Raw genomic sequence first — 13,110 nt, forward strand, 5'->3', positions numbered from 1 at the left:
AGGGGACAGCGAAGGTGACGGTGGCGTGGTGAGCGCTCAACCTGCCCGGCGGCAGATCGAGTTGGCCGAGGACCGGTACGCCGCGGAGCTGGCGTTCCTGGCCGGCTGGGACCGCGGACCGCGCCCGCCCGGCTGGCGGCTGACCCCGAGGGCGGTGGTCGTCTTCGTCTGCGGCTCGGGCGGCGAACCGCTGCGCGCTGCCGCCGGCAACGGAGTTGAGGGCGCCCCGGCGGGCGACGGGCCCCACGAGCTGGTGGTGACACGGAAGTTCGTCGGCGACCGGGCGCTGGTGGAGCGGTGCGTGGTGACGCTCGCCGGGGAGCGGGGCCTGCTGCTGGTCGGCGAGCCCGGCACCGCCAAGTCGATGCTGTCGGAGCTGCTGGCCGCCGCCGTGTGCGGCACCAGCGGGCTGACCGTCCAGGGCACCGCGGGCACCACCGAGGACCAGGTCCGCTACGGCTGGAACTACGCGTCGCTGCTCGCCAACGGCCCCAGCCGCGCGGCCCTCGTGCCCTCCCCCGTGCTCACCGCGATGACGCGCGGCGCGGTGGCCCGGATCGAGGAGATCACCCGCTGCCTGCCGGAGGTGCAGGACGCGCTCGTGTCGATCCTGTCCGAACGGCGCATGGCCGTACCCGAGTTGGCCGACAGCGGCGACGGCACGGACGGCACGGTCCACGCGGTGCCCGGCTTCACGGTGATCGCCACCGCCAACCTCCGCGACCGCGGCGTCTCGGAGATGTCCGCGGCCCTCAAGCGCCGGTTCAACTTCGAGACGGTCGGCCCGATCGACGACCTCGACACCGAGACCGCGCTCGTCCGCGCCCAGGCCACGGCCGCGCTGGCCCGCGGCGGCGCCGAGTTCGCCGTCGACCAGGCGGTGCTGGAGGCACTGGTCACCGCCTTCCGCGACCTGCGCGGCGGCCAGAGCGCCGAAGGCTGGGAGGTGGAGCGGCCCTCCACGGTGATGAGCACCGCGGAAGCGGTCCACGTCGCCACCTCGATGGGCCTGGCCGCGGCCTATCTCCCCGACGGCCGGGACCCGTTGCGCACCCTGCCCGGGCACCTGCTCGGCACCGTACGCAAGGACGACCCGGCCGACCACGCCCGGCTGCTCGGCTACTGGGACGGTCCGGTACGGCGCCGCGCGGAGCAGGGCGCGCCGCTGTGGCGGACGCTGTGGGAGCTGCGCGATGCGCTCGGCTGAGGCGGCGGAGGAGGGCGCGAACGGGGCTGCGGCGGAGGCGGAACCCGAACGGGCCGGCAGGGCCGAACCGGCCGACCAGGTCGACGAGTTCGGCCGGTCCGACGGGTCCGACGGGTCCGACCGCTTCGAACACGACTGTGTCGAGGCGGAGTTGGGAGAGCTGGCGGGCTGCCGGGAGCCGTACCTGATCGGGGTACGCCACCACTCGCCCGCGCTGGCCGCCGCCGTACCGGAGCTGCTGGCCGCGGCGGCGCCCGACGTGCTGTTCGTGGAGCTGCCCGCGGACTTCGGGAACTGGCTGCCGCACCTGGCCGACCCCGATGTGCTGCCGCCGGTGGCGCTGGCGGGGCACGGGCCGCGCGGGCTGGTGTTCCTGCCTTTCGCGGAGTTCTCGCCGGAACTCGCCGCGCTGCGCTGGGCGCGGGCGGCCGGGGTGCCGGTGGTGGCGTTCGACCTGCCGGTCGGGGCGCCCGAAACAGACGGCCCGCGCCGCGGAGGGGGCGGCGCGGGCACCCTTCACCCTCCCGCGCGGCGCGGCCTCGCGGACGCGTTGCGGGAGCGTGCCGGGGGCCGCGCCGAGGACGACCTCTGGGACCGCCTGGTCGAGTCCGCGGCCCCGGGCGGCGCGCCCGAGTCGCTGCGCCGCGCCGCCCTCATGGTCGGCTGGGCGCTCCGCCGCGACGCCGCAACGGAGGACCGGCTCGACCCCCACGACCTGCGCCGCGAGGCCCACATGCGGCGCGTGATGGCCGAGCGCGGCGCCGTACGGCCGGTCGCGCTGGTGGGCGCGTTCCACGCCCCGGCCCTGCTGCCGGGCGCGGCACGGCACGCGCCGGACGCCGAGGCCGGCGCCGAACCGGGCGGCGGGACCGAACCGCCTGCTGCGGCCGAACCGGGTGTGGCGGCCGAACCGCCCGCGGCGACCGGCGATGTCATCACCTCGCTCGTCCCCTACACCTTCGCGCTGCTGGACGAGCGGTCCGGCTACCCCGCCGGAGTCCGGGACCCGGAGTGGCAGCAGGGTGTCGTGGAGGCGGCCGGGGACGCGGAGCGGCTGGACGCGTTGCTGGTGGCGACGGCGGTACGGATCTGCGTCGCCGTACGCGCCGCGGGCCATCCGTGCGGGCCGCCGGATGCCCGCGAAGTGGTGCGCCACGCGCGCGACTTGGCGACCCTGCGGGGTCGGCCGGCCGCGGGGCGTGCGGAGTTGCTGGAGGCGGCGCAGACGGTTCTCGCGCAGGGCCAACTGCTCGGCCGGGGACGGGTGGTGGCGCAGGCACTGGAGTCCGTGCTGGTCGGCACCCGGCACGGGCGGCTCGCGCCCGGCACCCCGCGCTCCGGGCTCGGCCCGGCCGTCGAGGCGCTCCTCTCCGAACTGCGGCTGCCCGCACCGGATGCGCCGGACCGGCGCGAGGTGCGGCTCGACCCGCACCGCTCACCGCTCGACCGCAGGCGGGAGTTGGCGCTGCGTCGGCTGGCGGTGTGCCGGGTGCCGTACGGCGAGGTCGTACCCGGCGGGGGCACGCCATTCGGAACGCCGGGCGCGTCCGGGCCGGCCGGATCGCCGGGGGCCGCCGCGCCCGACGGCGACACCGGCGCGAGCGCGGGCATCGGCATCGGTGTCCGCTGGGCGGTCGGCTGGACCCCGGCGACCGCCGCCATGCTGGACGCCGTGGCCGCTCACGGCACCGACCTGGCGCAGGCCGCCGCCGGTCTGCTGCGGCAGCGGGCGCTGGCCGAGCGGCGGCGCGGCGGCCCCACGGCGGCCGAAGTGCTGGCCGGTTTCGAGGAGTCGGCGCTGTGCGGGCTGCCGGACGCGGCGGCGGACCGGCTCGCCGAGACCGCCGATGTGCTGCCGGCCGCCGGGACGCTGCCCGAACTCCTTTCCGCGATGCGGCTGCTCGACCGGATCTCGGCCGGGCTGCTGCCCGGCCTGCCCGCGGATTGGGAGGCCGCGCGGGTCGCCGCCGCGCTCGCCGGACTCACCGCGGCGGGCGTTCGCGCGCTGGACGGGCTGGCGGGTTCCGACGACCCCGCCGACGCCCGCGCGCTGGCCGAACTCGCCACCCGCGGCAGCCCGCCGGGGCTACGGGTCCGCGACGCCCTGATCCGGCTGGCCGCCGACGGCACCCCGCTGATCAAGGGCGCCGCGGCCGCGACCCGGGTGCTGCTCGACGACCTCCCGCCCGCGGCCTTCGGTACGGCGCTGGCCGGTCGTGCGTACGGCGCGACCGGTCCCGAACTCCGTGCCGACCTGGGCGCGTTCCTCGCGGGTGCGCTCACCGCGGCCGGGCCGCTCCTCGAATCGGGCCCGCTGCTCGCCCCGGTCACCGAACTCGTCGCGGCACTGCCCGACCGCGCCTTCCTCACCCGGTTGCCGGCCCTGCGACACGGCTTCGACGCCCTCTCCCCCGCCGCCCGCGCCCGCCTGCTCGCCACGGTCCGCGCCCACCCGTCCGCGCCGGCCGCGTCCTGGGGGGCCACCGCGACCGACCCGCACACGCTCGCCCGCCACACGTCGGCGGACCTCGCCGGTCGCGAAGTGCTCGCGGCCCGCGGGTTGTTGACGCTCGTCACGACGGAGAGCGCCGGGCCGACGGCGAACCCCGCCGGGCCGAAGCCTGCCACGGCGGACGCGGCCGAGGCACCCGCCTCCCCGCGGCCCGAGCCGCAGGAACCCGCACCCGCACCCGCACCCGACGGCATCACCTCGGACGTCCGCTGGCAGTTGCTGCTCGGGCAGGTCGAGGACGGCGGCGGGCGCGGCGGCCGGGCCGGGCGGATCGCCACCGCGCTCGACGAGTTGTACGGCTCAGGGCGCGGCGAGGGCGCGGCGAGCGTGCCCGGCGCGACGGGCAGCGGAGGGGGCCAGGGCCCGCCGTATCCGGATGTGCGCGCGTGGGGCGAGGAGTTGGCGGAACTGTTCGGCGCGGACGTGCGGGAGGAAGTGCTGTCGGCGGCGGCATCGGCGGGCCGGCTGGACGCCGCGCTCGCCATCGACCCGCGGTCGGCGCGCCCCTCGGTGGATCTGCTGCGTACCGTGCTCTCCTACGCGGGCGGCCTGCCCGAGGGCCAACTCGCCCGGCTGCGGCCGCTCGTGGCCCGTATCGTCGGCGAGCTGACCCGCGAACTCGCGGTCCGGATGCGGCCGGCGCTGGTCGGCCTGACCCACCCGCGGCCCACCCGCCGCCCGGGCGGCCCGCTGGACCTGGCCCGTACGCTGCGCGCCAACCTCGCGACGGCCGAACGCGATCCGGTCACCGGCGCGGTCACCGTACGGCCCGAACGGCCGGTCTTCCGCACCCGCGCCCGCGCTTCGGCGGACTGGCGGATCGTCCTGGTCGTCGACGTGTCCGGGTCGATGGAGTCCTCCACGGTCTGGGCCGCGCTCACCGCGGCCGTGCTCGCCGGGGTGCCCGCGCTCACCACGCACTTCGTGGCCTTCTCCACGGAAGTCCTTGACCTCACCGACCAGGTGTCCGACCCGCTGTCACTCCTGCTCGAAGTGCGGGTCGGCGGCGGCACCTCCATCGCCCGCGGGCTGCGCCACGCCCGCACCCTCGTCACGGTGCCCTCCCGCACGCTCGTCGTACTCATCAGCGACTTCGAGGAGGGCGACGCGCTCGGACCGCTCCTGGCGGAGGTGCGGGCCCTGGTCGACTCCGGCTGCCGCGTCCTCGGTTGTGCCTCGCTCGACGATTCGGGGCGGCCCCGCTATTCCACTGGCGTGGCCGGGCAGCTCGTCAGCGCGGGTATGCCCGTCGCCGCTCTCGGGCCCCTCCAACTGGCGTCCTGGATCGGCGAACAGGTCCGCCGCCCCTGACTCCCCCCGGCTCGCCGGCCCTTGGGGGGTGCCCCCTTCCACGGACCGGGGGGCGCGCAGCCGGGGGCCCGCAGGCCCAGCCCGGACAGCCGAGTCGCCGGACCACCCGCCGGTGGACGGCTTGTCGCGCAGTTCCCCGCGCCCCTCATCAGTGAACGCCATCCACGGCACCGAGCCACGGCGCCACCCCCACCACGCAAGAACCCGCACAAACCCAGGGGCGCGAGGAACCGCGCGACCAACCACGACGACACCGCAACCCCCGCCACGCGGCGGGACCACCACGGAAAAGCCCGCACACACCCAGGGGCGCGAGGAACTGCGCGACCAACCACGACGACGCCGCACCCGCCACCTGACCGCAACCCCCGCGGCGCGGCGGGGCCACCACGGAAGGACCCGCACAGACCCAGGGGCGCGGAGAACCGTGCGGGCCACCCGTCACCGTGGTCCGGGAGCCGAGGGAACGGGGGCGCCCACGGGCGGAGGACTGGCGCAGCCGGTGGGCGCGGGCGCTGTCGGACCCGTTGTCAGACCCGTGGGGCAGGATGAGTTCGGGGCGTACGACGGGGCGCTGGGGACGGTGCGGGCGGAGGGTGCGGGATGGAGACGGGGACAGGGGCAGAGGGAGGGCTCCCGCCGGTCGCGGCGGGTGCCGCGGCGCAGGCGCTGGCGGATCTGCCCGCGCGGCTGCGCAAGCGGCTCGACGGCGCGGTGGCGAAGGCGGCCGGGTGGCCGGTGACCCGGGTGGAGGGCGCCGCGCGGGTGGCGGTGGACCCGGACACCACGGTCGTGCTCGCTCTCACCGAACACGGCACCGTGGCGAGCGCGGCCGCCGTGACCTGCGACTGCCTGCTCGCCCCGGCGTGCCTGCACCGGGCGGCGGTGCTCGCGGCGGCGCCCCTGGCGGAGGAAGTGGAGGAGCCGCAGGCGCCGCCCGGGGAGGGAGCCGGGGGTAGGGAAGAGGGCGGGGCGGAGCCGTCGGCGCGGCCGGACCCGTTGGGCCCCGCGGCGGAGCAGGCCGCGCAGGCGTTGTGGGCGGCCGGGGTAGCCGTCCTCCGCGAGGGCGCCGTCGCCTCCACGCTGCCGCGTACGAGGCTGCTGCATGCCGCGCAGGCCGCCAGGCTCGCCGGACTGCACCGGCCCTCCTCGGCAGCGGTCCGCGTCGCCCGTCGCCTCACCGAGGCCCGTGGCGCCGAACCGTCCTTCCGGCTGGCCGAGTTGGTGGACGACCTGGCCGAACTGCTCGACCTGACCCGCGTGATACGCGCCGCCGACCCGGCCGACCCCGCGGCCCGCGCCGCCGCGCACCGGGCCGCGGGCGAGGCCCGCCGGACGTACCGCTCGAGCGGATCACTGCGGCTGTACGGCCTGTTCACCGAACCGGTGGCGACCGCGTCGGGTTACGCGGGCGCGCGGACGTACGCCCTCGACCCGGGTGGCGGGCTGCGCACCTTCGCCGTCATCGCCCCCGGGCCGCCCGAGCGGGCCCGGTCGGCCGCGAGCGCCCCGCTGCCCGGCGGCGCCGCCCTCACCCTGCGCGAACTCGGCCGCGGCGCGGGCCTGATCGCCACCGGGGCGACCCTCACCGAGGACGGCCGGATCGGCGGCGGCACGGGGCTGCGTACGGTCACGGCGTCCGGCGCGGACTGGTCCGCCGACCCGCTCGACTCGCTGTGGCACCGGCCGCCCGCGGAACAGGTCGCGGCCGCACTCGCGCACCAGGGCACCGACGCCGACCGCAGACCCGCCGGCGCCGACCTGCTCTTCCTCGAAGGGACCGTGGTCGGCCGGGGCGGTCGCGCCGCGCTCGTGCCGGACGGCGGCCCGCCGGTGCTGCTCCACGCCCCCGACGAGCGACCGGAGTTGGCGTACGCCGGCAACCTGCGACGGCTCGCCGAACGCCCGGGCGGACGGGTCCGGCTGATCGGCCGGCTGGCCCCCGACCGGCCGTCGGGAGTGGCCGCGCTGGCGCTGACGACCGACGGCGGTGCGCGCTACGACCTGGGACTCGACCGCCTTCCGCCCGGCGCCCCCGCTCCCGCTTCCGCTTCCGTGCCAGGTTCCGCGCCCGGCCGCGCGGACGGGTCGGCCGGTGCCGGGCACCTGCCATCGATACCGCCGCTCGCTCCCCCACCGGTGGAGTGGGAGCTGCTGAGCCGGGCGGTGGCCCGCACCGTGGCAGGCGGCCGTGCGCTGGCCGCCGCCGCGGTCGACCCCGAACTGCCGGGCCGGCTGGTGGCCGCGGGGCTGCCGACGGCCGCCGCGTGCGCGCGCTCCCTCGCCGCCGCGACCCGGGCCCGCCGTCCGGACCCGCTGGGCGCGATGCTGCCCGCCGACCCGGACGCCTTCGCCACCGCCTGGCTGGCCGCGGCGCTGTACACGGGGGCCGCGGCCCGCGAGTTCACCGCAACCGCGTGGGCCGGGAACACGTCAATCAGCGCGTAGGGGGAGATCTTGCGTGACTGACGGGCGCGGCAGCGCGCCCCACGAGCGAGGGGGCACCGATGCGTGACCGGACCAGACGACTGCGCGCCCGGGCGGCCGGCATCATCCGGACCACCCGCACCGCTCGGATCGGCCCGCTCCGCCCGCGGACGTCGCAGGCACCGACCGCGTCGCGTATGTCGCAGGCACCGGACGGCCCGGGCACATCGGCGAGCCCGCGGACGGCCCAGGCCCCGGCCACCTCGGCCACCTCGGCCACCCCGGATGGCTCGCCCGCTCCCGCGCCGACCCCGGTCACCTCGGACAGTGCTCGCCCGGCGCGCCGCTTCCGCCCCCGACTCCCACACCTCCCGCGCACCCGCCACGCCCAACGCCGGCTGCTGCGCTGGGCGGTGGCGCTGTGCGTGCTCGCGCTGCTGCCGCCGACCTGGCTGCGGCTCACCCAGGACAGCCGGGTGCGCTCCGAGCAGGACGTGCCGAGCGAGCCCGTGGCCGTGGTCTTCGGCGCGGGGCTGGTCCACGGCACCCCGTCGGCGTACCTCGCGCACCGTCTCGACGCGGCGATCCGGCTGTACGCGGCCGGCAAGGTCCAGGTGATCCTCGCCACCGGCGACAACAGCCGTACGTCGTACAACGAACCGGGCGCGATGCGTACCTACCTGGTCGCGCACGGCGTGCCCGGCTCCCAAGTGGTGCTGGACTACGCCGGGTTCGACACCTGGGACTCCTGCGACCGGGCCAAGCGGATCTTCGGCGTGGACCACGCGGTGCTGGTCAGCCAGAGCTTCCACATCGACCGGGCGCTCGCGCTGTGCAAGGCCGCGGGGATCGACGCGTACGGCGTCGGCGTCGACGAGAAGCACGACGCCACGTGGTACGCCAGCGGGACCCGGGAGCTGCTGGCCGCGGACAAGGCCGCGCTCGACATCGCGATCAAGCCGAGCCCGAAGTTCCTCGGGCGCCAGGAGCCCGGGGTGGCCCGCGCGCTGGCCGCCCCGCCGGGACCGTACATACCCGCCGTTCCCGCCGACCGGTGAGCCCCGCGCGGCGGTAGGGAGCCCACCGATAAAATGACCGTTACGGCCCCTGGTGGCCGCCACCGACCCGAGGGAGCACCCCATGCCGTCCGCCCGGCAGCACACCTACCGGACCGAGCTCGTCTGGACCGGCAACCTCGGCACGGGCACGGACTCGTACCGGTCCTACCGGCGCACCCACGAGGTCACCGCGCCCGGCACACCCGTGATCGCCGGGTCCGCCGATCCGCACTTCCGTGGCGACGCCGACCGCTGGAACCCCGAGCAGATGCTGCTCGCGGCGCTCTCCCAGTGCCACCTGCTCGCGTATCTCCATGTCTGCGCGGTCAACGGCGTCGTGGTCACCGCCTACACCGACCGCGCGGACGGCACCATGGCCGAAACGTCCGACGGCGGCGGGCACTTCACCGAGGCCGTACTCCGCCCCGAGGTCGAGGTCGCCGATTCCGCCATGGCGGAGAAGGCGCTCGCACTCCACGAGCGCGCACACGAACTCTGCTTCATCGCAAGCTCGGTGAACTTCCCGGTCCGGCACGAGGCAACGGTGACCGTCAGCGGAGGGTGACCGTCACCCCCACCACACCCGTCACCGCTCCCACCCCGGCGGCACGTGGATTCGTCGCGCGGCTCCCCGCGTCCCTTGCCGGGCAACGTCCTTCCGTGGAAGGGACCGAGCCGAGGGCAAGGGCGCGGGGAACCGCGGGTCAGCTCAACTGATGCTGCACGAGGTGCCGTTGAGGGTGGCGGCGGTGGGTTTCGGGTCGGTGCCGGACCAGTCGGCGTTGAAGCCGAAGGTGGCGTTGCCGCCGGCCGCGATGGTCCCGTTGTAGGAGAGGTTCGTGGCGCTCACGGTGCTGCCGCTCTGGGTGACCGTGGCGTTCCACGCTTGGGTGACGGTTCTGCTGCCGCCGGGGTAGGTCAGCGCGACCGTCCAGCCGTTGACCGCCGACGCGCTGGTCACGGTGACGTTCGCGGTCAGACCCGTGCTCCACTCGTTGGTGGTGTAGGAGACCGTGCAGGCCCCGCCGCCCGGGGGCGTGGTCGGCGGCGTCGTGGGGGGCGTCGTCGGCGGGGTGGTCGTACCGCTGCCGCCCAGCGCGGTCTGGATCGCGTAGTACGCCGGCTTGGGCTGGTAGTTCTCGTCGTACGGGGTGGCCGCGCCCTGCCCGGGGAAGGTGCTCGGCACCCATGAGGTGGCGTCGTTGAAGCCCCACACCGTGATGCCCTGGCAGCGCGAGACGCCGAGGCAGTCGTCCACCACCTTGGTGTAGTCGCCCGCCTGCTGCTGGAGGTCGGCGGCGCTGGCCGGGGTGTTCATCCGCACATCGAGTTCGGTGACCGCCACGTCCACGCCGAGGTCGGCGAAGCGCTGCAGGTTCGCCTCGAAGTCCGAGGGGATCTGGCCGAGGATGAAGTGCGCCTGGAAGCCGACGCCGTCGATCGGCACGCCTTGCTGCTTCAGCGACTTGACCAGGTCGTACATCGCGTTGCTCTTGGCGTTCTCGCCCTCGATGTTGTAGTCGTTGATGTAGAGCTTGGCGGCCGGGTCGGCGGCGTGCGCGGCCGTGAGGGCGTCGGCGATGTAGGACTGGCCGATCTGGTTGTACCAGATGTCCGAGCGGTAGCTGCCGTCCTCGTTGAACGGCTCGTTGACCACGTCCCAGTGGACGACCTTGCCCTTGTAGTGCGTGACCTCGTCGGTGACGTGCTTGATCATCAGGTCGTGCACCTGCGCGTTGGTGAAGCTGCCGGACGTCAGCCAGTTCGGCAACTGGCTGTGCCAGACCAGGTTGTGGCCGCGCACCTCCATGTCGTGCTGCTGCGCGAAGCTCACGATCTGGTCGCCGGGCCCCCAGTTGTACGTGCCCTGGGTCGGCTCGACGGTGTCCCACTTCATCTCGTTGCCGGGGGTCACCTCGTCGAACTGCGTGCTCGCGATCGACGCCGACGTGCCGGACAGTTCGTTGGCCATCAGGGCGGTGCCCATGTAGATGCCCTTGGCCTCGGCGAGCGTGCGCAGCGGGGTGTCCGCGGCATGGGCGGACGGCATCGCGGTGGCGACCAGCGCGGCCGTCACGGCGATCATGGCGACGCCGGACCCGCCCAGGGCGGATCTCAGGGTGCGCTTCGAGAACATCGGGGGGTACCTCTCTCCAAGTGGGGTTGGACAGGGTTGCTGCGTCCCCGGGAGCCGCCGCGGCCATGCCGTACGGCTCCCCACGGTTCGAAAGTTTCGGGGGCGATTCCGATCTGTGCGCAGACCTTACGACCGCCCCCGTCGAGCGTCAACACTCGCGACGGTCATCGCAGGTGGGAGTAGCGGGAGCGCTCCCATACGCGGGCTGACGCGCGCCCGTCACCGCGCGGAGCACTCCCCGTACCCGGCTCGGCGGCGGGCAGGGTGCGGGCCGGACCGCAGTCCCGCCGTCGAACCGCCCCGCCGTCGAACCGCCCGCCCCCGAGCCGCGCCGCTGTCGACTCCCCCGCCTACTCCCCGGCCCGCTCCCCCGCCGGACCCCGGTCCTCGCCGTCGGCGCGCGGCGGCGCGCTGCTCGCCCGCTCGACCAGCCGCGTCGCCAGGTCCACCCGCAGGGTGCTCGGCTGCTTGCCCCGGCTCAGGTCCAGCACCAGCCGGGCGGCGGCCTCGGCCATCTCCGTCAGCGGCTGGCGGACCGTGGTCAGCGGCGGGCTGATCCAGCGGGCCAGCGGCAGGTCGTCGAAACCGACCACGCTCAGGTCCTGCGGAATGCGCAGGCCCAGCTCGCGCGCGGCCTCGTAGAGCCCCAGGGCCTGGAGGTCGTTGCCGGTGAAGACGGCGGTGGGGCGGTCGGGGCGGCGCAGCAGCTCAAGCCCCACGGTGTAGCCGGCCTCGTGGTGGAAGTCGCCGGACCGCACCAGGTCCGGGTCGTAGTCGACGCCGGCGGTCTCCAGGGCGGCGCGGTAGCCGTCGATCCTGGCCCGGTTGCACATCATGCCGCTGGGGCCGCCGATCACGCCGATCCGGCGGTGGCCCAGCTCCAGCAGGTGGCGGGTGGCGGCGAGGCCGCCCTGCCAGTTGGTGGCGCCGATCGCGGGCACGTCCTCGCCCGGGTCGCCGGCCGGGTCCAGCACCACGAACGGGATGTCGCGGCTGGTGAGCTGGGCGCGCTGCGCCGGGTCCAGGTCGGACAGCACCAGGATCACCCCGGTCGGGCGGCGGGCCAGCACACCGTCCACCCAGGTCTGGCCGGGGCTGAGCCGCCCGGCGGACTCCGACAGCACCACGTTGAGGCTCTCCTGGCGGGCCACGTTCTCCACCCCGCGGATCACCTCCATCGCCCAGGAGCTCTCCAGCTCGTGGAAGACCAGGTCGATCAGCGGGGCCGGCTGCACGCTGCCGCGCCGCCGCTGGTAGCCGTGCCGGCGCAGCAGCTCCTCGACCCGGCTGCGGGTGGCCGGCGCGACGTCGCCCCGCCCGTTGAGAACCTTCGAAACAGTCGGAGCCGACACGCCCGCGGCCCGCGCGATCTCGGCAAGCGTCGCGGTGCCGTCACCGGGGGTCTCCGGCTGGTCGTCACGGGGCGGTTGCACGCTGGTGGCACTCATATCAGCGATCGTAGCCCGCCCGGGGGCCGAGGGCAGCGCCCCGCCCACCCCGCACTTCAGCCCATCGGGGGCCGTAAGCTTCGAATCCACCCGCGAAACATTCGCAGATCGGGTCCGCCCATTCGCGACCGGGGCGCCCCCTCTCGCCGCTTCTCGACGATCAAGTCACCTTCCCCCCAAGGGCGTTGGCCACGGAACGCAGCCATGCCGGCACGTTCCGGGGGTAGCCGAGCCGTTGACGAGAGGAGGTGTGTCATGGAGACGCAGCAGGTCGAGGTGGTGCGCACCACACCGTGGTGGGCACGGATCGTGATCGGCGTGGTCGTGCTGGGACTGCTGTTCTTCCTGCTCGGGAGGGCGAATCTGCTGCCCGGAATCCCGAACCCGTTCGAGGAGAAGACCACCGACCGCAGCGGCCCGGTGCTGCTCAAGTCGATCCAGGACATGAACCGCTTCGAGGGCGCCAGCGGCAACTTCCAGGTCGTGGTGGACCTCGACAAGGACGCCAAGTTCCTGCCCGACGCCGTCCGCGGCAAGCGCACCCTGTACGTGGGGGCCGGCAGCGTGGACGCCTACGTCGACCTCGGAAAGGTCGGCACCGGCGCGGTGCAGGTCTCCGACAACCGCAGGACCGCGGCGATCCGGCTGCCGCACGCCGGACTGGAGCGCGCCTCGCTCGACCCCAAGCACTCCTACGTGGTGTCGCAGCAGCGCGGCCTCTTCGACCGGATCGGCGACTTCTTCAGCGGCAACCCCGGCAACATGCAGCAGCTCAACGAGCTGGCCGCGTCGAAGATCCAGACCGCCGCCAAGCAGAGCGAGTTGGCGCAGCGCGCCGAGACCAACACCCGAAGCATGCTGACGCGGATGCTGACGTCGCTGGGGTTCACCAAGGTGAGCGTGGTCTTCGGTACGGCGCCGGCGACACCCAGCCCTTCCGCTTCCCCGTCCCACTCGCCGACGAGCTGAGCGTCGGGCACGTCCACCGGGTCCGGCAGGTCCTGAACCGG

8 protein-coding genes are annotated in these 13,110 nt (G+C 75.2%); 6 read left to right on the top strand and 2 right to left on the bottom strand.

Going from position 1 to position 13,110, the window contains the following annotated elements; genetic code table 11:
- Positions 1-28: 28 nt before the first annotated feature.
- From AB0399_RS13685 to AB0399_RS13705, 5 genes are all read left to right on the top strand, one after another.
- Positions 29-1,207: an AAA family ATPase gene (locus tag AB0399_RS13685; protein WP_366411397.1), complete on the top strand. Its 1,179-nt coding sequence runs from the start codon at positions 29-31 to the stop codon at positions 1,205-1,207.
- A complete protein-coding gene (locus AB0399_RS13690) occupies positions 1,194-5,030 on the top strand; it encodes a DUF5682 family protein (protein ID WP_366411398.1) in 3,837 nt (1,278 codons plus the stop codon). Before AB0399_RS13685 ends, AB0399_RS13690 begins: the two co-directional genes overlap by 14 nt.
- 603 nt (positions 5,031-5,633) lie before the next feature.
- On the top strand, positions 5,634-7,478 hold the full coding sequence (locus AB0399_RS13695; RefSeq protein WP_366411399.1) for a hypothetical protein: 1,845 nt from the start codon (positions 5,634-5,636) through the stop codon (positions 7,476-7,478).
- A 176-nt stretch (positions 7,479-7,654) separates the two neighbouring features.
- Positions 7,655-8,515, top strand: coding sequence for an ElyC/SanA/YdcF family protein (locus tag AB0399_RS13700; protein WP_366411400.1), 861 nt, complete (start codon positions 7,655-7,657; stop codon positions 8,513-8,515).
- 82 nt (positions 8,516-8,597) lie between these two features.
- Positions 8,598-9,080, top strand: a complete 483-nt coding sequence (locus AB0399_RS13705; protein WP_366411401.1) for an OsmC family protein — start codon at positions 8,598-8,600, stop codon at positions 9,078-9,080.
- Between the two features lie 144 nt (positions 9,081-9,224).
- Here AB0399_RS13705 and AB0399_RS13710 read toward each other — a convergent pair whose 3' ends face one another.
- Positions 9,225-10,652, bottom strand: a complete 1,428-nt coding sequence (locus AB0399_RS13710) for an endo-1,4-beta-xylanase (protein ID WP_366411402.1) — start codon at positions 10,650-10,652, stop codon at positions 9,225-9,227.
- A 350-nt stretch (positions 10,653-11,002) separates the two neighbouring features.
- Positions 11,003-12,100, bottom strand: a complete 1,098-nt coding sequence (locus AB0399_RS13715; protein WP_366411403.1) for a LacI family DNA-binding transcriptional regulator — start codon at positions 12,098-12,100, stop codon at positions 11,003-11,005.
- Positions 12,101-12,355: 255 nt separating this feature from the next.
- Here AB0399_RS13715 and AB0399_RS13720 point away from each other — a divergent pair, with 255 nt between their 5' ends.
- A complete protein-coding gene (locus AB0399_RS13720) occupies positions 12,356-13,069 on the top strand; it encodes a DUF4230 domain-containing protein (protein WP_328463792.1) in 714 nt (237 codons plus the stop codon).
- Positions 13,070-13,110 lie beyond the last annotated feature (41 nt).

The sequence above is a fragment of the Streptomyces sp. NPDC088194 genome (genome assembly GCF_040702025.1).
Taxonomy (GTDB): domain Bacteria; phylum Actinomycetota; class Actinomycetes; order Streptomycetales; family Streptomycetaceae; genus Actinacidiphila.